The sequence below is a fragment of the Chromobacterium amazonense genome (assembly GCF_001855565.1).
GTDB lineage: Bacteria > Pseudomonadota > Gammaproteobacteria > Burkholderiales > Chromobacteriaceae > Chromobacterium > Chromobacterium amazonense.
The window spans coordinates 189,136-211,365 of record NZ_MKCR01000032.1; the positions used below are offsets into that span (position 1 = coordinate 189,136).

General features: G+C 66.7%; 23 protein-coding genes. 2 read left to right on the forward strand and 21 right to left on the reverse strand.

Annotation, left to right across the window (positions count from 1 at the left end):
- Positions 1-59: 59 nt before the first annotated feature.
- Positions 60-818 carry an SDR family oxidoreductase gene (locus BI343_RS16320; RefSeq protein ID WP_071110498.1) on the reverse strand — a complete coding sequence of 253 codons (759 nt, stop codon included), beginning with the start codon at positions 816-818 and terminating at the stop codon, positions 60-62.
- A gap of 133 nt (positions 819-951) precedes the next feature.
- Here BI343_RS16320 and BI343_RS16325 point away from each other — a divergent pair, with 133 nt between their 5' ends.
- Complete coding sequence (locus BI343_RS16325) at positions 952-1,860, forward strand: LysR family transcriptional regulator (RefSeq protein WP_071110499.1); 909 nt, start codon at positions 952-954, stop codon at positions 1,858-1,860.
- A gap of 8 nt (positions 1,861-1,868) precedes the next feature.
- Here BI343_RS16325 and BI343_RS16330 read toward each other — a convergent pair whose 3' ends face one another.
- The 14 genes from BI343_RS16330 to BI343_RS19835 form a co-directional block, all read right to left on the reverse strand.
- A complete protein-coding gene (locus BI343_RS16330) occupies positions 1,869-3,500 on the reverse strand; it encodes a sigma 54-interacting transcriptional regulator (protein WP_071110500.1) in 1,632 nt (543 codons plus the stop codon).
- 93 nt (positions 3,501-3,593) lie between these two features.
- Complete coding sequence (gene hycI, locus BI343_RS20090) at positions 3,594-4,073, reverse strand: hydrogenase maturation peptidase HycI (RefSeq protein ID WP_071110501.1); 480 nt, start codon at positions 4,071-4,073, stop codon at positions 3,594-3,596.
- Positions 4,063-4,473, reverse strand: coding sequence for a formate hydrogenlyase maturation HycH family protein (locus BI343_RS20095; protein ID WP_071110502.1), 411 nt, complete (start codon positions 4,471-4,473; stop codon positions 4,063-4,065). The genes hycI and BI343_RS20095 overlap by 11 nt, the downstream gene beginning before the upstream one ends.
- Positions 4,470-5,216 carry an NADH-quinone oxidoreductase subunit B family protein gene (locus tag BI343_RS16345; RefSeq protein WP_244886682.1) on the reverse strand — a complete coding sequence of 249 codons (747 nt, stop codon included), beginning with the start codon at positions 5,214-5,216 and terminating at the stop codon, positions 4,470-4,472. The genes BI343_RS20095 and BI343_RS16345 overlap by 4 nt, the downstream gene beginning before the upstream one ends.
- 50 nt (positions 5,217-5,266) lie before the next feature.
- On the reverse strand, positions 5,267-5,806 hold the full coding sequence (locus tag BI343_RS16350; RefSeq protein WP_071110504.1) for a formate hydrogenlyase complex iron-sulfur subunit: 540 nt from the start codon (positions 5,804-5,806) through the stop codon (positions 5,267-5,269).
- A 9-nt stretch (positions 5,807-5,815) separates the two neighbouring features.
- The gene (locus BI343_RS16355) at positions 5,816-7,522 is read right to left on the reverse strand and encodes a hydrogenase large subunit (RefSeq protein WP_071110505.1); all 1,707 of its coding nucleotides are present in this window, start codon (positions 7,520-7,522) and stop codon (positions 5,816-5,818) included.
- 16 nt (positions 7,523-7,538) lie between these two features.
- The gene (locus BI343_RS16360; protein WP_071110506.1) at positions 7,539-9,056 is read right to left on the reverse strand and encodes a hydrogenase 4 subunit F; all 1,518 of its coding nucleotides are present in this window, start codon (positions 9,054-9,056) and stop codon (positions 7,539-7,541) included.
- A 4-nt stretch (positions 9,057-9,060) separates the two neighbouring features.
- A complete protein-coding gene (gene hyfE / locus BI343_RS16365; protein WP_071110507.1) occupies positions 9,061-9,711 on the reverse strand; it encodes a hydrogenase 4 membrane subunit in 651 nt (216 codons plus the stop codon).
- Positions 9,712-9,721: 10 nt separating this feature from the next.
- Positions 9,722-11,161 (reverse strand): hydrogenase 4 subunit D, encoded by a 1,440-nt coding sequence (locus BI343_RS16370; protein ID WP_071110508.1) that lies wholly within the window; start codon positions 11,159-11,161, stop codon positions 9,722-9,724.
- A gap of 9 nt (positions 11,162-11,170) precedes the next feature.
- The gene (locus BI343_RS16375; RefSeq protein ID WP_071110509.1) at positions 11,171-12,109 is read right to left on the reverse strand and encodes a respiratory chain complex I subunit 1 family protein; all 939 of its coding nucleotides are present in this window, start codon (positions 12,107-12,109) and stop codon (positions 11,171-11,173) included.
- A 10-nt stretch (positions 12,110-12,119) separates the two neighbouring features.
- Entirely contained in the window at positions 12,120-14,141 is a 2,022-nt protein-coding gene (hyfB, locus tag BI343_RS16380; protein WP_071110510.1) for a hydrogenase 4 subunit B, read from the reverse strand.
- Entirely contained in the window at positions 14,138-14,704 is a 567-nt protein-coding gene (locus BI343_RS16385; RefSeq protein WP_244886677.1) for a 4Fe-4S dicluster domain-containing protein, read from the reverse strand. The genes hyfB and BI343_RS16385 overlap by 4 nt, the downstream gene beginning before the upstream one ends.
- A 301-nt stretch (positions 14,705-15,005) precedes the next feature.
- Entirely contained in the window at positions 15,006-15,206 is a 201-nt protein-coding gene (locus BI343_RS19830; RefSeq protein WP_139165766.1) for a hypothetical protein, read from the reverse strand.
- 76 nt (positions 15,207-15,282) lie between these two features.
- A complete protein-coding gene (locus BI343_RS19835) occupies positions 15,283-15,492 on the reverse strand; it encodes a DUF6650 family protein (protein WP_139165767.1) in 210 nt (69 codons plus the stop codon).
- Between the two features lie 129 nt (positions 15,493-15,621).
- Between BI343_RS19835 and BI343_RS16395 the strand changes: the two genes are divergently transcribed.
- A complete protein-coding gene (locus BI343_RS16395) occupies positions 15,622-16,206 on the forward strand; it encodes an REP-associated tyrosine transposase (RefSeq protein WP_071110513.1) in 585 nt (194 codons plus the stop codon).
- Positions 16,207-16,230: 24 nt separating this feature from the next.
- On the opposite strand, the gene hypE is transcribed toward BI343_RS16395, so the two are convergent.
- Genes hypE through BI343_RS16425 form a run of 6 tightly spaced genes read right to left on the reverse strand, consistent with a single transcriptional unit; the run spans position 16,231 to position 22,137 of the window.
- Positions 16,231-17,262: a hydrogenase expression/formation protein HypE gene (gene hypE, locus BI343_RS16400; RefSeq protein ID WP_071110514.1), complete on the reverse strand. Its 1,032-nt coding sequence runs from the start codon at positions 17,260-17,262 to the stop codon at positions 16,231-16,233.
- Positions 17,259-18,410 (reverse strand): hydrogenase formation protein HypD, encoded by a 1,152-nt coding sequence (hypD, locus tag BI343_RS16405; RefSeq protein ID WP_071110515.1) that lies wholly within the window; start codon positions 18,408-18,410, stop codon positions 17,259-17,261. Before hypD ends, hypE begins: the two co-directional genes overlap by 4 nt.
- A gap of 8 nt (positions 18,411-18,418) precedes the next feature.
- Positions 18,419-18,661 carry a HypC/HybG/HupF family hydrogenase formation chaperone gene (locus BI343_RS16410; RefSeq protein ID WP_071110516.1) on the reverse strand — a complete coding sequence of 81 codons (243 nt, stop codon included), beginning with the start codon at positions 18,659-18,661 and terminating at the stop codon, positions 18,419-18,421.
- A 9-nt stretch (positions 18,662-18,670) separates the two neighbouring features.
- Positions 18,671-21,010, reverse strand: a complete 2,340-nt coding sequence (gene hypF / locus BI343_RS16415; RefSeq protein WP_071110517.1) for a carbamoyltransferase HypF — start codon at positions 21,008-21,010, stop codon at positions 18,671-18,673.
- Positions 20,968-21,783, reverse strand: coding sequence for a hydrogenase nickel incorporation protein HypB (gene hypB, locus BI343_RS16420; RefSeq protein WP_071110518.1), 816 nt, complete (start codon positions 21,781-21,783; stop codon positions 20,968-20,970). The genes hypF and hypB overlap by 43 nt, the downstream gene beginning before the upstream one ends.
- 12 nt (positions 21,784-21,795) lie before the next feature.
- Complete coding sequence (locus tag BI343_RS16425) at positions 21,796-22,137, reverse strand: hydrogenase maturation nickel metallochaperone HypA (protein ID WP_071110519.1); 342 nt, start codon at positions 22,135-22,137, stop codon at positions 21,796-21,798.
- Positions 22,138-22,230: the final 93 nt, after the last annotated feature.

Here is a 22,230-nt window from a genome sequence, read left to right on the forward strand (position 1 = left end):
GGGACGGGATGGGGGCGATTCAAGGGCGGCTCAGGCCGCCGTTGGGCTCGTCAGCAGGCTCAGCGCGATACGAAACCGCCGTTGATGAACAGGGTCTGCGCGGTGGTCCAGCGGTTTTCAGGCGATACCAGATGCTTGACCAGCGGCACCAGGTCGGCCACCTGGCCCAGCTCGCCGTTGATGCTGGCGGACTTCAGATAGGCCACGGTTTCCGGCGTTTCCACCGAGTAGAAGAAGGCCGTGTCCATCGGGCCGGGAGCCACCACGTTGACGGTGACGCCGCGGTGGCCGATTTCCTTGGCCAGCGCGCGGGTGAAGTCCTCCAGCGGCGCCTTGCTGCCGGCGTAAGCGCCGTAGTGGCCGGTGGTGGCCGCCAGCAAGGAGGTGCCGATGCTGAGGATGCGGCCGTTGTCGCGGATGCGGCGGCCGGCTTCTTGCAGGCAGAAGAACGCCGCTTTGGTGTTCAGCGCGAAGATGGCGTCGAATTCCTCCTCGCTGACTTCCGTCACCGGCTTCTTCACCATCATGCCGGCGGTGTTGATCAGGATGTCCAGATGGCCGAAGCGTTGCTCCACCGCGTCGAACAGGCGGCGCACTTCCGCCGTCTTGGTGATGTCGGCTTGCACTGCGAAGGCCTGGCCGCCGGCGGCGTGGATCTTGGCCGCGGCTGCTTCGGCGTCGGCGCGCGAACCGGCGCTGTTGTAGTGGATGGCAACGGCGGCGCCTTCTGCTGCCAGCGCCTCGGCAAAGGCCCGGCCCATATTGCGCGATGCGCCGACGACCAGAGCAACTTGACCTGCGAATTGGGATTGGCTCATTTCACTTCTCCGTAAGATTGACCGCAAAGCGCGGCGGGCTGTGGATGCTTCGCAGTGTATTGCTGGCATAGGGCAAGATAAATCGGCCTGATTTGATTACACTGTCCAAAAAATCGTGCTAATTGGAGGGCGGATGGATCGGATACAAGCCATGCAGGTATTCGTCACCGTGGTGGATGCCGGCGGCTTCACCAAGGCGGCGCAGCAATTGCAGCTGCCGCGGGCGACGGTTTCCAGCGCGGTGCAGCAGCTGGAGGCGCAGCTGGGCGCGCGGCTTTTGCACCGGACCACGCGGCGGGTGCAGCTGACGCTGGACGGCAGCGGTTTCTATGAGCGTTGCCGCCAGCTGCTGGCGGATTTCGACGAGATCGAGGCGTTGTTCAGCCAGCAGGGCGCCGGGCCGCGCGGCAAACTGCGCATCGACGTGCCCGGGCCGATAGGCCGCCAGGTATTGGCGCCGGCCTTGCCGGATTTTTTTCGGCAATACCCGGACGTCCAGCTAGAGCTAGGCGTAACCGACCGGCCGGTGGACTTGATCCAGGAGGGCGTGGATTGCGTGATCCGCGTGGGATTCCTCAGCGAATCGCGCCTGGTGGCGCGGCGCATCGGCTTGATGCCGCAAGGCAATTACGCCAGTCCGGATTATCTGGCGCGGCATGGCATGCCGCAGTCGCCGGACGATCTGGACGCTCACCTGGCGGTCACTTATGCCTCGCCGGCCAGCGGCAAGGCGCTGGGCTGGGAGTATGCGCAGCAGGGCGAGTGGCGCGAGCGGCCCATGCGTTCCTGCGTCAGCGTCAATCACGTGGAAACCTACACCGCCTGCGCGCTGGCCGGGCTGGGCCTGATCCAGCTGCCGCGCTACGACGCCGCGCAATATGTGGCGGCGGGCCGGCTGGTGGAAGTGCTGGCCGACTGGCCGCCGCAGGCTTTGCCGGTGTCGGTGCTCTATCCGCATCGCCGCCATTTGTCGCGGCGGGTGCAGGTGTTTGTCGAGTGGGCGGGCGCCTTGATGCGGGAGCAGCTGCAATTGCTGGCGTGAGCCGGCGCTTAACTCTCTGCCGGCTCGCGGCTGGAAATGCCCAGCCGCTGCATGCGCGATAGCAAGGTGGTGCGCTTCAGTCCCAGCTTGGCGGCCGCGCCGCGCGGGCCGGCGACGATGCCGTTGCATTCCTTCAGCACCCGGAGGATGCGCTCCTTTTCCGGCTCGCAGGCGTCAAACAGCGACGTTTCCCGCCGCGCGGGCGCGGCGGGCGGCGTACAGGAAGGCGCGGCCTGATGATAGGCGAGATCGGTTTGCGGCAGATTCAGCACCGGGCCGCGCGTCAGAATCACTGCCCGCTCGATGACGTTTTGCAGCTCGCGCACATTGCCTGGCCAGTTGTGCCGCTGCAGCCGCTGCAGCGTTTCCGCTGGGATGCTTTCTATGCAGCGGTTCATGCGCCGCGCGAACTTCTGCGTGAAGAATTGCGCCAATAACGGAATATCGTCCGGCCGCTCTCGCAAGGGCGGCAACAGGATGGGAAACACGTTGAGCCGGTAATACAGATCGCTGCGGTAGCGCTTGTCGGCGATCATGCCCATCAGGTCGCAGCTGGTGGCGGAGATCACGCGCACGTCCACCGGAATGATCTTCTGCCCGCCCAGTCGCTCCACCTCGCGCTCCTGCAGCACGCGCAAGAGCTTGGGTTGCAGCTCCAGCGGAATGTCGCCGACTTCGTCGAGAAACAGCGTGCTCTGGTCGGCCATTTCAAAGCGGCCGAGGCGCTGCGCGGTGGCGCCGGTGAAAGCGCCTTTTTCGTGGCCGAACAGCTCGCTTTCCAGCAGGCCGGCGGGAATGGCGGCGCAGTTCATATTCACCATGCGCTTGCTCGCGCGCGGGCTGTGGGCGTGGATGGCGCGCGCGATCAGTTCCTTGCCGGTGCCGGTTTCGCCAAGCAGCAAGACCGAGCAGTCGCTGGCGGCGACGATCTCCACCTGTTCCAGCACGGCGGACATGGCCGCGCTATGGCCGATGATTTCGTCAAAGTTTTGATAATGCTGGATTTCGTTGGTCAGCTGCAGGTTCTCGCTGGCCAGTTGGTCCTTCAGGCGCGAGATTTCCTGATAGGCCAGCGCATTGTCCAGGCCCAGGGTCAGCCGCGCCGCCACCTGCTGCAGCAGCGGCAGCACCGCGCGGAAATAGCCGCTGTCGCCGGGATAGGCCAGCAGCAACGCTCCCACGGTGCCGGAAGCGCCGCATAGCGGCAGCACGCACAGCGAGCGGCAGCCGGCGCGCATCACGTCGGCAAAGCGCGGATGGACGGCGGCCATTTGCTCCAGCGTCGGCTCGCTGGCCAGCAAGAGTTGATGGCCTAGCATCGCCTCGCGCGCCGGCAGGCGGTCGCGCGGGTAGCGGGTGTGGCGGCAGCGTTCGCGGCCTTCGCGCTCCAGGAAGATGTCGTGCACTTGCAGCTCGCCGTCGTCTTCGCCATGCAGATTGAGGCCGACGAAGCTGACGCCGAAGGCCAGTTGCAGCGCCTGGGCCACTTTTTCCGCCAGTGCTTCCAGCTGCAGCGTGGACAGCACCGCATTGGTGACATCCACCAGGATTTGCAGCTGATCGCGGTCGGCGCGCAGCGTGGCGTCCGGATCGACGGGCGGCGCAGGCTGGCCGCAGGGTTGAGGCGCGAGTATCGGCATGGGTGGGCTCGGAAATGGCGGAAACTTGCAGAGCAAATTTTACCGGCCGGCCGCACCTGCTCAAAGCATATGTGCCGCTTAATCGCCATCGGTTTAATCTGCGTCAGACAGCCAGGGCAAATGATCCAGCGCCGGATCATCGCGCAGCGCGGCGTAAAGCCGGCTCACCGCCTGGCGCACCTGCTCGGTCATCGGGCAGTAAAACGCCACCAGATCGGGCTGGATGCCGATGAACTCCACCACCGGCACGGTTTCCGCCAGCCGCTCCATCACAAAGCTCAGCGGCAGGTCGTGGGTGCTCATGATGAACATCTCGGCCAGCGCATCCGGCGGCACGCGGCGGATTTCGCCGGGGGGCAGGCCCATGTCGGCGGCGTCCACCAGCACCACGCGGCGCGGCGAGCGCGCGGCGATGCGGTGGGTGGCGTTTTCCGGCGCGCTGCCGCCATCCTCCACGTCCCAGCCCGGCAGCGGCTGCTGTTTCATCATGTCAGCGAGCAAGGGGCCGGCGCCGTCGTCGCCCATCATGCTGTTGCCTATGGCCAGGATCAGATCGGGCGTGTCAGTCTTCATGTCGTTTCACCATCAGGTAGAGCGCCGGTTCGGCGTCCATCGCCGCCAGCGCGCGCATCAGCGCGTCGCTCCAGCCGCGCTGCGTGTCGTCCATGGCGTCGCGTCCGCGCGTCAGCGCCAGGGCCAGCATGGCGGCGTGGCTGGCGTCTATCATGATCTCGCCGAAGCGCAAAACGCCGGCCAGCTTGCGCCGCGCCTCGCTCTCGGGCAGCGTCTCCAACCATGCCGCGTAGCCGTCTTCTGGGCAGCTGAGCATGGTTTGCAGGCAGTCGATCACGCCGATGTGGTGGCCCAGCGCCAGTGTCTGGTAGATCACCTGCCGCGCGCCGTCGTCGTCCGGCATGTCTTCTTCGCGTTGCAGGAATTTGCGTCCTAGGGCGTGGAACACGATGCGGCTCATTTCTGGCCTCCTTCCATGCTGATGTCCCACAGCCGGGTGAAGATTTCGTTTTCGCGCGGGTCGTCGATGGCGCACAGGAAGCGCTTGACGCGTTCATCCAGCGTCAGGCCGTCGGCCTGGCTGGCCAGATCCATGAACTGGTCGGCAAGGAGGCGGCCGCTGCGGTAGCCGGCCAGCCGCCGCGCCTCGCGTTCGATGCGCACGCGCGTATCGAGCGGCAGGGACGGGTGCGGTAGCAGGGCGCGGTCGCATTCGCCTTCTACCTGATGGCTGGCGTGCAGCTTTTGCTCCAGCAGCCCCAACGCCATGGCGAAGCCATAGATGGTGGCGGCAGGCGTCGGCGGGCAACCGGGGATGTAGACATCCACCGGCACGATCTTGTCGCTGCCGCCCCATACGCAGTAGAGGTCGTGGAAAATGCCGCCGCTGCAGCCGCAGGCGCCGTAGGAGACCGATATCTTGGGGTCCGGCGCGGCCTGCCAGGCGCGCAGCGCCGGCATGCGCATGGCGCGGGTGACGGCGCCGGTGAACAGCAGAATGTCGGCGTGGCGCGGCGAGGCCACCACCTTGATGCCGAAGCGCTCGGCGTCGAACACCGGCGTGATGGCGGCGAAGATTTCGATCTCGCAGCCGTTGCAGCCGCCGCAGTCCACGCGGTAGACATAGGCGGAGCGCTGGATGTCCTTCAGCAGTTTCTGCTTCAAGTGGGCGATGCCCTCGCTTTCGGTCAGCGGCTTGGGCATGCCGTATTCGTCGCGCGGAATGATCAGCTTGCTGTCCGGTTGGATGGGAATCATATTCTGTTCTCCTCGGCTCTGGTATGGCGCAGCGCGTCGCGTTCTATGGTCTGCTTGCGTTTGCACTCGGGGCAGGCGGCGTACAGGCCGCGCAGCGTGTCGTCCAGATGGAGGCCGCTCTGGCGCAGCAGATCCATCGCGTGGTGGACTTCCTTGCGCGGCGCGAAGGGTCTGCCGCAGCAGGCGCAGTTTTCCAGCCGGAAGCTGGCGCGCTGGATCAAGTCCGCCTTGCTGGCCACCGCCAGCTCGAATTCCTGGGTCAGCTGGATGGCGCGGGTGGGGCAGACTTCCTCGCATCGGCCGCAGAAGATGCAGCGGCCCAGGTTCAGCGCCCATTCGCGCCGCCCGGCGCGGCTGTCGGTTTGCATGGTCAGCGCGCCGGCCGGACAGGCCTGGGTACAGGCGGCGCAGGCGATGCACTGGCAGGCGTTCAACTCCGGCTTGCCGCGAAAACCGGGACTGACCGGAAACGGGGCGAACGGGTATTTCGTGGTCGGCTCGCCCGCCTTGGCTATGATCTTGAATAGCTTGAACATGGCGTTTTCCTATTTCAGCGGCGAATCTTTGCGCTCGCGGCCGTAGCGTTCGATTTCCTTGTACGGCACGGTGGTGGATTTTTTCTTCTTCACGTCCACCAGGGTCACGCGGTCGGTGCAGGAGTAGCAGGGGTCGATGCTGGCCACGATCAGCGGCGCGTCGGACACGGTATTGCCGCGCAGCATGTAGCGCAGCGGCGGCCAGTTGGCGTAGGTGGGCGCGCGGCAGCGCCAGCGGTACAGTTTCTGGTTGTCGCCGGTCATCGCCCAGTGGATGTCCTCGCCGCGCGGCGCTTCGGCGAAGCCCAGCGCGAACTGGTGCGGCTGGTAGGCGAATCCTTCCAGCAGCACCGGTCCGGCCGGCAGGTTTTCCAGCGCGTGCTGGATCATGGCCAGCGAGTCGAAGAACTCGCGGGCGCGGATCAACACCCGGCCCAGCACGTCGCAGCTGTTTTCGGTGTGCACGTCGAAAGGCAGATTGGCGTAAGCGCCGTAGGCGTGGTCGGCGCGGATGTCGCGGGCGAAGCCGCTGGCGCGCAGCAGGGGGCCTACCGGGCTGAAGTCGCGCGCCACTTTGCGGTCCAGTATGCCCACGCCGCTGGTGCGCTGGCGCAGATTGGGCGTGGACAGCAGCATGTCCACCAGCCGGGTGGTTTCCTCGCGCAGCTCGGCCACCAGTTTCAGCGTGCGCTGGCGCTCTTCTTTCAGGATGTCGCGGCGCACGCCGCCTATCAGGTTCATGCCGTAAGTCTTGCGCGCGCCGGTGAGCAGCTCCGCCATGGTCATGGCTTTTTCGCGGACGCGGAAGAATTGCATGAAGCCGGTGTCGAAGCCGACGAAGTGGCTGGCCAGCCCCAGGTTCAGCAAATGGCTGTGCAGCCGCTCCACCTCCAGGAACACGCTGCGTATCATCTGCGCGCGCGGCGGCACCGCCAGGCCCAGCGCGTTCTCCACCGCGCTGGCGTAGGCCACGCTGTGGGTGAAGCCGCAGATGCCGCAGACACGGTCGGACAGGAAGGTGACTTCGTCGTAGCCCATGCGTGTTTCGGCCAGCTTTTCCATGCCGCGGTGCACGTAGAACATGCGGTAGTCGGCGTCGACGATGGTTTCGCCATCCACAAACAGCCTGAAGTGGCCCGGCTCGTCCGAGGTGATGTGCAGCGGCCCCAGCGGCACGTCGCGGGTGACGCCGGCCGCGTCGTTGACGAAGGTGTAGGTTTCGGTGTCGGTGGTGGGGGCGGGGCGCTGGTTATAGGCCATCGCGTCCTTGCGCAGCGGGTAGAGATCGTCCGGCCAGTCGTCCGGCAGCACCAGCCGGCGCTCGTCCGGCAGGCCGACCGGCGTCAGGCCGTACATGTCGCGCACTTCTCGCTCGCCCCACACCGCGGCCGGCACGCGCGGCGTGACGGAGGGGAACTCGGGCCGCTCCGGGTCGATCAGCGCGCGCACCACCAGCCAGCACTTGACCGGCCCTTCCATCGACAGCACGTAGTAGACGGCGAAATGGCCGTTCAGCGGCCGCTCGTCGTTGCCGAACAGCACCGACAGCCAGCCTTCGTTCTGGTAATACAGCCACTCCACCACCTCGGGCAGGCTGGAGAGCTTGACCGTGACCGTCAGTTGATCGGCGGTTTGCCATTCCTCTTCCAGCACCGTGTGCGGGAAGCGTTGTTTCAGGCCGTCCAGATAGTTGCGGCCCAGTTTGTCGTCATTCATGTTTTTCTCCCAGGCCTCAGCGGATGACTACGGGGTGGTTGGCGGCGGCCAGCACCAACTGGCTGGCCTCACGAAGCAGGGTTTGCAGACTGTCCGGCATGAACAGGCCTATCGCCAGCATGGCCAGCATCAGCAGGATCAGCGGCAGCAGTGTCAACCAGCCGGCTTCGCCCGGCTCCACTTCGTCCGGCGCCGGGCCGAACAGCGTGGCCGCCAGCATCCGCGCCAGGCCAGCCAGTACGATGGTCAACAGCAGCAGCACGACGATGGTCAGCGCGACATGGCCTTGCTTGAAGCCGGCGGCCACGATCAGGAACTCGCTGTAGAACACGTTGAACGGCGGGATGCCGCCCAGCGCCAGCGCGCCGGCGCCAAACAGCATGGCCGTCAGCGGCGCGGCGCGCAGCAGGCCCTTCACCGATCCCATGTCCGGCGTGCCGTATTTGAGCAGTACATTGCCGGAGCCGCAGAACAGCAGCGCCTTGGCCAGGCTGTGGTTGACGGTGTGGAACAGCGCAGCCATCACCCCCAGCGGGCCGCCCAGGCCCAGGCCGATGGCGATCAGCCCCATGTTCTCCACGCTGGAATAGGCCAGTAGCCGCTTGATGTGGCGCTGCGACAGGATGAACAGCGCCGCCACCGCCACCGACATCAAGCCGAAAACCAGCAACAGCGTTTCCGAAAAATCCGGCCCCAGCGCGCCCGAAGCCAGCATGTGGAAGCGGATCACGATCAGCAGCGCGCAGTTGAGCAGCACCGCCGACAACAGCGCGCTGACCGGGCTGGGCGCCTCGCTGTGCGCGTCCGGCAGCCAGGCGTGCATGGGGAAGAAGCCGGCCTTGGTGCCGAAGCCGATCAGCACAAAGACAAAAGCGATGCGCGTCAGCGCCGGGTCCAGCTGGTGCGCCACCGTCAGCAGCGTGGTCCATTGCGCCGCGCCGCCGTGGTCGCCCAGCAGGCTGGCGGCGTTGGAGTAGACCAGCAGCACGCCGTACAGGCCGAAAGCCACGCCCACGGTGCAGATCACCATATACTTCCAGGCAGCCTCCAGCGAGGAGCGCTGGCCGTAAAAACCCACCAGAAAGGCCGAACCCAGCGTGGTGGCTTCCACCGCCACCCACATCATGATGACGTTGTTGGCGGTGACGGTCAGAAGCATGGTGAACAAAAACAGCTGGAAGATGGCGTAGAAGCCGGCCAGCCGCTCCGGCCCCACTTCGCCGTGCTGCAGTTCGTGGCGCATATAGCCCACCGCGTACAAACCGGTGGCGAAGCCCAGCACGCCTATCAGCGCCAGAAACAAGGCGCCCAGCGCGTCCACTCGCAGCCAGCCGTCCAGCGCCTCCAGCGGACCGCCGCTTACCACCTCGGCGCAAGCGGCCAGCGACAGCGCCAGCAGCAGCGACACGCTGGCCAGGTGCAGCGTGGACGCCAGCCACGCGCAGGCCTCGCCGGCCAGACGGCTGCCCGCGCACAGGGCGGAGGCGGCGAGCGGAATCGACAACAGAAAAACCAGCCAATGCGTAGCAGTCATGGCCTCAACCCTTCAAAGCGGTCAGTTGCCGCACGTCCAGCGTTTGCAGCGTGCGATGAATGCGGCGCGCCAGCAGCGCCATGATCAGCACCGCGCACACCGCGTCGGTGGCGATGCCTATCTCCACCACTTCCGGCGCCTTGCCGGCCATCAAGGCCAGCGTCAGGTGGGCACCGTTCTCCATCAGGTAGTAGCCGAAAATCTGCTTGAGGATGTTGCGCGAAGTGACGATGCAGGCCAGGCCCAGCAGGAAGTGGCCCAGCGACACCGCCAAAGCCGGCTTCAACTGGACCACCACCGCCAGCCGCACGGCGTCCACCGCATACCAGCTGACCAGCACGATCAGCGCCGCTAGCACGGCCATCCAGGCCGGGCCGAGCAGACCGGTCAGTTCGGGATCATCCGGCAGCGGGCCCAGCAGCTTGATCAGGATCAGCGGCGCCAGCACCACCTTGGTGACGAAGGCCGAGGCCGCCCATAGCGTCAGCTCGTGCGAGCCCTGGGTGATGGCCAGCGCCAGGAATACGCCCACCAGCGTCAGCGATTGCAAAACATAGAACCAGGCGGCCGTCGCCACGCGATTGGCGCAAATCACCAGTAGCGAAGTGACGATGAGCAGCCCGGCCAGATTGTTGACGATCAGCATGCCGTCCATCTGCGTCTCCTTATGCCAGCCACGCCGCGGCGATGAAGCTGGAAGCCAGGCTCATCGCCAGCAGCGCGGCCAGCACGGTTTTCATTTGCCAAGGCAGCGGCTGCGCCGCGGCCACCACGGGGGACGGTTCGCCCGGCGCCGTCTTGCCGAACCAGCGCAGGAACCAGGCGAAGCTGGCCACCGATTCCGCCATCGCCAGCAGCATCAGCGGCAGCAGCCACGGTTCGCTGGCCGACAATTGGAAGCCGGCGGCGAAGATGGCGAATTTGCTGAAGAAACCGTTGAACGGCGGCACGCCGGTAATGGCCAGCGCGGCCACGCAGAAGCTCACGCCCAAGAGCGGCGCGCCGCGCAACAGGCCGCGCAAGGAAGGCAGCAGCCGCGTGCCGCAGCTGTAGCTGAGCGCGCCGGCCACCAGGAAGAACAGGCTCTTGGCGAAGGCGTGGTTGAAAATGTGGGCGACGGCGCCGTTGAAGGCCAGGCGCGAGCCGAAGACCGACAGCGACAGCGCCAGGAAGATGTAAGACAGCTGGGTGATGGTGGAGTAGGCCAACAGCCGCTTCATGTCTTTTTGCGGCAGATACATCCAGAAGCCGTACAGCAGCGTGACGGTGGCCATCACCGCGCCCACCCAGCCCACCAGATGCGGCACGTTGCCGGCGGCGTCCAGCGCGCGGGCGAAGATGTAGACGCCCACCTTCACCATCGACGCCGCGTGCAGATAGGCGGAAACCGGCGTCGGCGCTTCCATCGCGTCCGGCAGCCACATGTGCAGCGGCAGCTGAGCCGATTTGCCCCAAGCCGCCCACAGCACGCCCAGCAGCACCACGATCTTGGCGGAGTCCGGCAGCGTGGCGATGGCGGACAGGCTGAAGCTGCCGCTTTGGGCGAACAGCCAGCCGGCGGCCAGGTACAGGCCCAGCGAGCCGATATGGGTGATCAGCAGCGCCTTCAATGCCGATTGCAGCGCCTTGGGCTTCTGGTAATAGCCAATCAGCCCCCAGGAGCAGGCGCCGGTGATCTCGAAGCACACCAACTGGCCCAAGAGCGTGGACGACAGCACCAGGCCAGCCATCGCGCCGATGAACACCAATAGGTAGGCGTAATAGCGCGGCGCGGCGGCGTGCGGGTGCTCGCGGTTGGCCGGCGTCATGTAGGCGGTGGAGTAGAGCGCTACCAAGAAGCCCAAGCCCACCACGGCCATGCCTATCAGCGTGCTGAGCCGGTCCACGGTGAGGCCCAAGAGCTCGATGCCGGCTAAGCTCAGCAGCGGGTAATGGGCGGCGACGGCGCCGCCTGCCTGGAAGTCGGCCGCCAGCCAGATGGCGCCTGCCGTGGCCGCGAGCGCGAACAGCGGCGCCAGCGCGCGGCCGGCTTCGCGCGGACTGGCCAATACCAGGGCCGCGCCGAGGAAAGGCAGCAGGATGGTCGCCAGAGCGAGGTGTTCCATGAATGCTCCTTAAAGACCGGTGAGATAAAAAACAAAGGACAGCGCGGCCAGGCCGAAGCCCACCCAGGTGACGCGCGCAGTCAACAGGAAACGTCCGCGCGCCATGCTGTTCTCGATGAGGGAAGCGACGACGAACACCGCCAGCAGCTTGAGCGGCAGCCAGCCCGCGGCGGCCAGCAGCGCCCCCGGCGCCAGGCTGTCCGCCGCGCCCAGCGGCAGGAACACGCCCAGCATGAACTGCGCCAGCACCACCTTCTTCAGCGCCAGACCCAGCTTGAGCAGCGCCAGCGAGGGGCCGGAGTACTCGGTCAGCGGGCCTTCCTGCAACTCCTGCTCGGCCTCGGCCAAGTCGAACGGCAGCTTGCCCATCTCGATGAATACGGCGAAGGCGAAGGCCGCCAGCGCCAGGCCGATGGCGGCCGGCGACTGCAGATAGCTGCCGGACATGCCGGTGGCGATGGCGCCCAGATTGGTGCTGCCCTCGATCAAGGCCACCACCAATAGCGAGAGCATCATGGTCGGCTCCACCAGAATGCCCAGCGTCAGCTCGCGGCCGGCGCCGATGCCGGCGAACGCGCTGCCGGAATCAATGCCGGACAGCGAGAAGAAAAAGCGCGCCAGGCCAAATAGATAGACGAAGGTGATGAGGTCGGCCAGCGCGCCGGCCGGCGAGTGGCGGGTGAGCGCGGGCAGCGCCATCGCCAGCATCAGCATGGCGGACAGCTGCACCGCCGGCGCCAGGCGAAAGGCGAGGCCGGCCTGGCCCGGCGCCACGTCCTGGCGGCGGAACAGCTTGAAAATGTCGCGGTAGTCCTGCAGCACGCCGGGTCCGCGCCGCGAGTGCATGCGGGCGCGTATCATCCGTGACACGCCGGTGAACAGCGGGGAGAGCGCCAGCAGCAGCGCGGCCTGGGCGACGGCTAGCGGAATCGATTGCAATGGGGACATGGTTCTCCTCCTAGCGCGCGGCGATCAGCAATAGCGCCAGCAGTGCGATCACCACGTACAGGCAGTACAGGCGGAAGTCGCCGTGCTGCAGCCAGCGGATGCGGGCCGCCAGCCTATCCACCCATTGGGCGATGGGCAGCGTCAGCGTCCTATCCCATATCGGCTCGGCGCGCGTCGCTCCGGCTATGGTTTTCTCCAGCGCGGCGTCCAGCTTGGCGGCCGGGAACAGCTGGCCGCGCAGGCGGTACAGCGGGGCGAACATATGCGTCACCGGCTGGCTCAGGCCTTGCGGGCCGACCGCCATCGATGCCTCCTGCGCATAGCCGCAGGCCCAGGCGTCGCCCTGCTGGCGGCGGGCCAGCCGCGCGCCGCGCAGGATGGACAGGGCCAGCAGCACGCACAAGGGCAGCGAGACCAGAAGCAGCGCCAGGATCGGCATGGACACCATGGTTTGAGCGTGCAGGCCGGGGTGGATGGACAGGCCTTCCGTCACCGATTGCGGCGCGGCGTGCGTCAGCGACGCCGCCACATTGGCCATCAGCGGCGATACCGCGCTCGCCCCTACACCCAGCAGCAACAGAGCCAGCGCGGCCAGCAGCATGGCCGCGCGCATGGGCAACGGCGCCTCGGTCGCCTCCGCCGCATGGCGGCTGCGCGGCGCGCCGGAGAAGCACATGCCGTAAGCCTTGACGAAGGCCATGGCTGCCAGCGCGCCGGTCAAGGCCAGCATCACCATGGCCAGCGGGCCGGTCAGGCGCAGCGCGAAGCCGGCGTCCTGGCTGACGGCGAACAGCGCCTGGTAAGTGAACCACTCCGACACAAAACCGTTGAACGGCGGCAGCGCGCAGATGGCCAGGCTGCCGGCGAGGAAGCTCAACGCCGTCCACGGCATGCGCGCGGCCAGGCCGCCCAGCTGCTCCATGTCCTTGCTGTGGGCGCGGTAGAGGATGGAGCCCGCGCCCATGAACAGCAGGCCCTTGAATAGCGCGTGATTGAGCAGGTGATAGCCGGCGGCGACAAAGCCCAGCGCCGCCAGCAAGGGCTGATGCGCGGCCATGCCCAGCATGCCGGCGCCCACCCCCAACAGAATGATGCCCACGTTTTCCACGGTGGAGTAGGCGAGCAGGCGCTTCAAGTCTTGCTCGGCCAGCGCGTACAACACGCCCAGCACGGCGGACACCCCGCCTATGGCCAGCACCAACAGGCCCCACCAGGCGGTGTGCGCGCCCAGGATGTCCACGCCCACCTTGATGATGCCGAACACGCCTATCTTCACCATCACCCCGGACATCAGGGCCGAGGCGTGCGAGGGCGCGGCCGGGTGGGCGCGCGGCAACCAGCCGTGCAGCGGCACCATGCCTGCCTTGGCGCCGAAGCCGAACAGGGCCAGCAGGAACACGACGGAGGCGAGCGGGCCGTCCAGCCCCAAGGCGCGGAAGCTGTCAAAGTCCAGGCTGCCGCTTTGCGCGTACAGGAGGAAAAAGGCGATCAGGATCAGCACCGATCCGGCGTGGGCGATCAGGAAGTACAGGAAGCCCGCGCCGACGGCATCCTCGTCCTGCTCGAAAATCACCAGGAAATACGACGCCAGCGACATCGCCTCGAACAGGATCAAAAAGTAAAACGCGTTGTCCATCGCTACCAGCGCCGTCATCGAGGCGATGAAGACATTGGCGAAGAAGCCCATCGCGCCTACGCCGCGTCCGCGGTATTCCCGCACATACGACCAGCCATACAGCGAGGCGAGCAGCGTCAGCGCGGAAATGGCCAGCAGCAGCAGCGCGGCCAGCGGGTCCAGCCGCACGACGAAATGGGCGAATTCAAACGGTCCGTTCATCAGAAAGCGTTCTACCGTCCCGCTTTGCAATACCGGCAGCGAAGCGGCCAGGCCGCAGGCCGCGCCGGCCATGCCGAAGACGGACGACGTGCCGATGGCCAGGTTTTCCAAACGGGCCAGCAGCAGGCTCAGCAGCGCGCCCGCGCCATACAGGCAGACGGCCAACAACAGCCATTGCAGGGGAGCGAGGCTCATGATCTTTCCTCCGGCAGGCTCAGGTCCGCGCCCAGCGCGAACAGCGCCGCCTGGCGGCGGGCGTCGGCGGCGCGCGCGAGCGCATCGTTGTCTTCCAGCCGCAGCGCCTGCGTCGGGCATACCTTCAGGCATTCGGGTCCATCGGCCAGACCCTGGCACAGGTCGCACTTGACGGCGATGGCCTTCACGCCGGGCTCCCAGGCCAAGAGCGGAGACAGCATGGCGTTGCTGTCATGCGGCGCGGCGGCCGGTTCGGTTTCCGCCAGCGGCGGCTGCCAGGCCGGGCTGACGGCGGCCACCCCGCTGCAGGTCGTGCCGGCCAGTTGAATGGCGCCGAAAGGACAGGCGATGGCGCATAGCTTGCAGCCTATGCACAGCGTTTCATTGAGATCGACGGAACGGCCGGACAGCGAGATCGCCGCCACCGGACAGACGCGCGCGCAAGGCGCGTCGTCGCAATGGCGACACAGCACCGGCGCGGTGACGGCGGCCGTGCGCGTGACGGCCAGCCGTGGATGCGCCTGAAGGCCGGCCGCGCGGTGCAGCGCGGAACAGGCGGCCATGCAGGTGTTGCACCCATTGCAAAGCTCGGGCTCTGCAATGACGAAGCGGTTCATGATTCCCCCAAGTGAAGCCAGGCGGGGCCCGGAATGGCTTTACTTATGCAGGAGGCGTGCCAGATTGAGCTTTCGATTGAATCTGTTTGTTTTCAGTGATTTGTCTGCGTGTCGACATCGGGTGTTCAGTGTCGATGCGGTGTCGGAGGGGAGGCATCGTCGTCAGAAGTGACGAGGTTGGGGTGGGGCGATGAGAGAGACGATTGCGCGGGCAAGGCCTGCGGCCTGCCCGCCCTACCCGGTGATGTTAATCATCATCACTAGCGATTGGCAGAATGGATGCCAGATCGTCTTCAATATCAAGCCCGTGTGATGCAGCTATGCACGCAATGTGTATGCCAAATGTGCCACGAAGCTCCCCAACCGCGCCATTAAAAATCCAGCTTGCGAAATGATCATGGTGGGCTCCGAACTGAACGATACGATCATCAGCTTGGACGGTATTCAAGAATTTTCGGCATGCGGATCGCATTGCCCGGATGTTTTGTGCTAGTTCATTGTCCGAGTGCAGTTTTCCAAGCTCATCAGTCAGGAACTCTCGTATGCGGATGATCGACTACTACACAGTAGTGAGGGACTTCCATTTCGGATGGAACATAAAGCACTCTCCTATCTTCGAGGAAAGTCAGAACGCGTTTGGCAGCGGCACATTCGGCTTCAGGCGGGTTCCATTGAATGCCGAAGATAGGAATGCTGAAGCCTGTGATCCGGCTGATGATTTCGCGAAATTTCATGAATTATTCCATTGTGAGCTTTGTAGGGCGGGCAGGCCGTAAGGCCTTGCCCGCGCCTGCCATGAATTTAGGCCAGTTTCCTATGTGTCGCCGAGGCCGGCATGCTGATTGCTTTGTGGGAGGTCGCCGATGCCCTATTACCGCAGAGATCATGTAGCAGGCGCATGCTACTTCTTCACGGTGGTGACGGAGCGACGCCAGCCGATATTGACTGATCCTTTGCTAAGGCAGGCTTTGCGCGTGGCAGTGATAGCGGTGCGGCAGGAGCGTCCGTTTGCGATAGATGGCTGGGTCTTGCTGGCGGACCATTTGCATGCGATATGGACCTTGCCTCCAGGTGATGGCGATTTTTCGACGCGCTGGAGCGCAATCAAAAGCCGGGTGACGCGTGCGGTTGGCCGGCATTATTTCCGGGAGGATTGGCATTCGGCGCGCCGGGCGGAGAAACGTCACGGAACCGTGTGGCAACATAGATTCTGGGAGCATCGCATCCGCGATGAGGCGGATTTTTCCGCGCATCTGGATTATTTGCATTTCAACCCGGTGAAGCACGGTTTGGCGGCGAGGGTTGGCGATTGGCCGTATTCCACCTTCCATCGCTATGTGGCGCAGGGGCGATATCCTGCCGATTGGGCGGGAGACGGGGTGATGGCTGAGATGAGGGGGGAGCGGCGCGCGGGCAAGGCCTTTGGCCTGCCCGCCCTACCGGATTGACTATCCGAACGGGCGGCGTCCGGCTCAGCAAATCCTCGGCAACTGCTCGCCGTCGATCCAATCCACCATCCGCCTGCCGCCAAAGGCGGTTTCCATCTGCACAAACTGGTTGGCGTCGGCGATGGCTTCGCCGATGATGGCCGCGTCGCGTCCTTGCGGGTGGGCGCGCATGGCGGCCAGCAGCGCGTCGGCGTCTTCCGGGGCGCACACGGCCACCAGCTTGCCCTCGTTGGCCACGTACAGCGGGTCCAGGCCCAGCAGTTCGCAGGCGGCGGTGACTTCCTGGCGTATCGGCAAGGCGGATTCGCGGATTCGCAAGCCGCAGCCGGCCTGCTGGGCGAATTCGTTCAGCACGGCCGCCAAGCCGCCGCGCGTTGGGTCGCGCAGGCAGCGCAGGTCCGGCGCGGCGCGCAGCATGTCCGCCACCAGGGTATGCAGGGCGGCGCTGTCGGATTGCAGGGCGGTTTCAAAGCCCAGGTTTTCGCGCAAGGACATGATGGCCACGCCGTGGTCGCCCAGGTGGCCGGACAGCAGGATCTTGTCGCCGGGGCGGATGCGGCGCGGCGAAATGTTGATGCCGGCGGGCGCGTAGCCGATGCCGGTGGTGGAGATGAACACGCCGTCGCCCTTGCCTTGCTGCACGACTTTGGTGTCGCCGGTGACGATGGCCACGCCGGCTTCGCGCGCGGCGGCGGCCATGGATTGCACGATGCGGCGCAGATCGGCCAACGGGAAGCCTTCTTCCAGGATGAAGCCGGCGGTCAGGTATAGCGGTATGCCGCCGCACATCGCCACGTCGTTGACGGTGCCGTGCACGGCCAGGCTGCCGATGTCGCCGCCGGGAAAGAACAGCGGCGATACCACGTGGCTGTCGGTGGCCACGATCAGCCGGCTGCCGGCCGGCGGCATGGGCAGGGCGGCGCCGTCGTGCTGCGCGCAAAGGTAGCCGTTGTCGAACTCGGCGACGAACAGTTGCTCGATCAGCCTGGCCATGGCCCGGCCGCCGCTGCCGTGGCTGAGGTCCACCCGGCCGTGCGCAAAGTCTATGCGGTTCATGCCGCGTCTCCGTTCTTGTCGGCCGCGCGGAAGCGGCCATAGGTGAAATGGGCCGCGCACGCGCCTTCGGACGACACCATGCAGGCGCCCAGCGGGCGCTCCGGCGTGCAGGCGGTTCCAAAGGCGCGGCAGTCGGCCGGCTGCTTGTGGCCGCGCAGGATGGCGGCGCACTCGCAGGCCTTGTGGTCCGGCACTTGGCGATAGGGCAGGGCAAAGCGGCGCTCGGCGTCGAAGGCGGCGTAATCGGGCCGGATGCGAAGCGCGCTCAAGGGCACCGTGCCCAGGCCGCGCCAGTCGTACTCGTCGCGCAGCTCGAACACCTGCTCGCATAGCGCTTGCGCCTTGCGGTTGCCCTCGCGGCTGACCACGCGGCTGACCACGCGGCTGAACTGGTTTTCCACTTCGGCGCGGCCGTCGTTGAGCTGGCGCAGCAGCATGAGGATGGACTGCATGACGTCCAGCGGTTCGAAGCCGGAAATCACCACCGGCCGGCAGTATTGGGCGGCGAATCCCTCGTACGCGCCATAGCCTATCACCGTGCTGACATGGGCCGGGCTGATGAAGCCGTCCAGCGCCACCGCGTCCGGATCGCCTTGCGATTCCATGATGTGCACCATGGCGGCAGGCGTGAGCACGTGGTTGCAAAACACGCTGAAATTACCGAGCCCCAGCTTCTGCGCGCGCAGGACGGCAGCGGCGGTGGGCGGGGTGGTGGTTTCGAAGCCGATGGCGAAGAACACGACCTGTTGGTCAGGATGGGCCTGGGCGATGGCCAGCGCGTCGTCGCAGCTGTAAACCATGCGCACGTCGGCGCCCGCCGCGCGGGCCTTGAGCAAGGACAGGCCGCCGCTGGCCGGCACGCGCAGGGTGTCGGCGTAGGTGCACAGTATCCGCCCCGGTTCGCGCGCCAGCGCGATGGCGCTGTCGATGCGGCCGGTGGGCAGCACGCATACCGGGCAGCCGGGGCCGTGGATCAGGCGGATGTTGGCGGGCAAGAGGTCGGGCAGGCCGTAGCGGGCGATGGCGTGGGTGTGGCCGCCGCAGAATTCCATCAGCCGATATTGCCGCGCGGGATCGGCCTCGGCGTGGATGGCGGCGGCCAGACGCCGCGCCAGTTCGCCGTCGCGGAACGCTTCTATGTATTTCATGGGGTTTCCTAACGGTAGGCGGCCGGGTTGTCCGGCGTGGCGCCCATTTCGGCCAGCAGCGCCAGCGTGCGCTCGGCCTCGGCCGGGTCGAGCTTGCCGATGGCGAAGCCGACGTGGACGATCAGGTAGTCGCCGGTTTTCACGTTGTCCACCAGCGAGGTGGAAATGATCTTATGCAGGCCGCCCAGCGCGACTCTGGCTTGGTCGCCTGCCAGGATTTCGGTGACTTGGGCGGGAATGGCCAGACACATGGTGTTTCCTTATTGGTTGAAATGGCGCTGCGCCACCCAGGCCTGGCCCAGCGCCAGGCCGCCGTCGCCGGCCGGCACGAGGCGCGCTTGCAGCATGGACAGGCCGCGCCGCCCCAGCGCCGCGTGCAGGCCGCGCGCCAGGATGGCGTTTTGCAGGCAGCCGCCGCCGCAGGCCACTCGGCGCAGGCCCAGGCGGCGGGCCGTTTGGGCGGCCCAGTCGGCCAGCGCTTCGATCAGGCAGGCGTGGAACAGGGCCGCGCCTGCGGCCGGCGCCATGCCGGACGCCAGTTGGCGCAGCAGCGGCGTGAGGTCGAGATGGTTGTCCTGGTCTATTTGGTGCAGCCGCGGCGGTTTGGGCGGCAGGCCATGGCGTTCGGCCAGCCCCTCCAGCCGCATCGCGGCCTGCGCCTCGAAGCTGGTGAGGGCGGCGATGCCCAGCAGCGCGGCGGCGGCGTCGAAGTGGCGGCCCAGGCTGCTGGTGCGGGTAAGCGCCTTGCCTTGATTCAGCCAGATGGCCAATTGCGGCGCGGCGGCCTCATTGGGGAAGCGGGCGGGGATTTCCTCGTCTGCGCCCCAGCTGTGAAGCGCGGCGGCGGCCATGCGCCATGGCTCGCGCGCCGCGCGGTCGCCGCCTGGCAGCGCCAACGTGGATAGATGGCCCAGCCGCTGGCTGTGCGCGCCGTCCACCATCAGCAGCTCGCCGCCCCAGGCGCCGCCGTCGTCCCCCAGGCCCACGCCATCCAGCGCCAGGCCCAGCACGGTTTCGTCGCATTGCTGTTCCGCCAGAATGGCGGCGATGTGGGCGTGATGGTGCTGCACGGCCAGCGCCGGAATGTTCAGCCGCTCGGCCAGCTCCCGCGCCAGGCGGCTGCTGAAGTAGTCGGGATGCAAATCATGTGCGATGAACTGCGGCCTAACCGACAGCAGCGTTTGCAGATGCCCGGCCGCCGCTTCCAGCGCCCGGCAGTTGGCCACGCGGTCCAGATCGCCGATGTGTTGCGACAGAAAGGCCTCATTGCCGCGGGTCAGGCACAGCGTGTTTTTGAGGTGCGCGCCCAGCGCCAGCACGGACGGGCCGCCGCGCGACAGGCCGATGGCGCAGGGCGTGTAGCCGCGGCCGCGGCGCAGGAACTGCGCATGGCCGTGGCAGCCGACGCGCAGCACGCTGTCGTCGCAGCGGGTGACGATGTCGCGGTCGTGCTCCAGCACGGCGTCGGCCAGATCGGGCAGCAGCGCGCGGGCATCCTCGTTGCGGGTGATCAGCGGCTCGCCATGCGGATTGGCGCTGGTCATCACCAGCAGCAGCGGCTGCGGTTCCGCCAGCCATGATGTTCCATCGGGCCTGCCCGCTGCCTCGTGGAACAGCAGATAGTGCAGCGGGGTGTACGGCAGCATGACGCCCAGCCAGGCCACGTCCGGCGCCACGCCGGGCAGCGCGTCATCGCAGCCGGCGGTTTTGGGCAGCAGCGCGATGGGGCGCTGCGGCGAGCGCAGCAGGCGGCCGGAAAGTTCGTCGATCCGCGCCAATCCTGCCAGCGAGGCGCTGTTGGCGGCCATGATGGCCAGCGGTTTCTCCTCGCGCGCTTTGCGCTGGCGCAGCCTGGCCACGGCCGCGGGATTTCTGGCGTCGCAGGCCAGATGGAAGCCGCCCAGGCCCTTGATGGCGATGATCTCGCCGTCTTGCAGCCGCTTCAGCGTTTCCGCGATGGCGTCTCCCGCCGCCGGCCCCGTCGCGTCCAGCAGTGCGAGGCTGGGGCCGCAAATCGAGCAGGCGTTAGGTTCGGCATGAAAGCGGCGGTGCAGCGGATCGCGGTATTCGTCCAGGCAGGCTGGACATTGGGCGAAGGCGGCCATGCTGGTTTGGGCGCGGTCGTATGGCAAGCGGCTCACCAGGGTGTAGCGCGGGCCGCAGTCGGTGCAATTGATGAAAGGGTAGCGATAGCGCCGATTGGCGGGGTCGAACAACTCGGCCAGGCAGGCGTCGCAGGTGCAGCTGTCCGCGCCTATGGCCGCATGGGCGCCGCCGGACTCGCTGGCCAGGATGGCGAAGCCATCGGGCTGCGCCTGTTCCGGCAGCGGCTGGCGCAGCAACTGGTCGATGCGCGCCAGCGGCGGGCGCTCCAGGAGCAGCCGTGCAGCGAAACCGTCCAGTCGCGCGTCGTCGCCTTGCAGCTCCATGGTGACGCCGTCGCCGTCATTGCGTATCCAGCCGGACAGCGCCAGTTCGCCGGCCAGCCGGTAGACGAAGGGGCGGAAGCCCACGCCCTGGACGATGCCTCTGACTGTCAGTTGTTCCCGCGCCATGATCAGCCTCCCTTGCCGCAGCCGGCTGCCAGCCAGTCCAGCCATTCGCCGCAGCCATCGCCGCTTTTGATAGACAGCCGGATCACCGGCAGGCCGGGGCGCACTTGGCGCGCCATGCCGATGGCGGCGGCCATGTCGAAGTCGACATGCGGCAGCAGGTCGATCTTGCTGATGATCAACAAGTCCGCCGCGCGGAACATGTCCGGATATTTCAGCGGCTTGTCCTCGCCCTCGGTCACGGAAAGAATCGCCACCTTGTGCGCCTCGCCCAGGTCGAACGCGGCCGGGCACACCAGGTTGCCGACGTTTTCTATCAGCAAGAGGCCGCCATCCGGCATCGCCCGCGCCTGTTCCAGGCTGTCCAGCGCCTCCGCCACCATGCGGGCGTCCAGGTGGCAGCCCTTGCCGGTGTTGATCTGCACGGCCGGCGCGCCGGTGGCGCGGATGCGCTCGGCGTCGTTGGCCGTTTGCTGGTCGCCTTCCACCACCGCCACCGGCGTTCGGTCTGCCCAGCGGCGCAGGGTGTCCACCAGCAGGCTGGTTTTGCCGGAGCCAGGGCTGGACACCAGGTTCAGCGCGAAGATGCCGCGCGCCGCCAGCAGCCGGCGGTTGCGCGCGGCGCGCGCGTCGTTGTCGGACAGAATGTCCCGTTCGATGGCGACGATGCGCTCGGCCGGCGTGTCCGGCGCGTGGACGGCGTCCAGCGGGCCTTGGGCCTGGCCGGCCACGCGGTAGCCGCTTCTGGGCGCGCCATGGCCATGGCTTCGTTTGCCGTTGATTCGGACCTGTCCGTGGCCGCAGCCGCAAGTGGTGCACATGATGCTGTCCTCCTAGCTGATTCCGATATCGATCACCCGCATTTCATCGCCGCCTTGCCAGCTGAGATTCTCGCCGCCGCAGCGCGGGCAGCTGGCCGGCAGCGCGCTTAGCTCGGCGTCGCAGCCGCAATCGCCGCAATGAGCTTGGGCCGGGCTGCGCTCGGCCTGGAAGTCGGCGTCGGCGGCCAGGCTGCCGCGCGCCGCCAGCTGGCAGCAGTAGAGCAGGGTGTCGGTCTCCACATGAGCTAGCAAACCCAATGCCAGCCGGACGCGGGTGACGCGGCGGGCGCCGGCGCGGCGCGCGGCGTCCTCCACGATGTGGACCACGTGTTCCGCAAGTGTCAGTTCATGCAAGGTTTTTCTCCTGAATGGGGCGGCCTGGCGGCATCGCGGCGTGGCGTCGCCGCGGCGGCGCGGCCGTGTCGAGATGTCGTCATTTCTGACGAT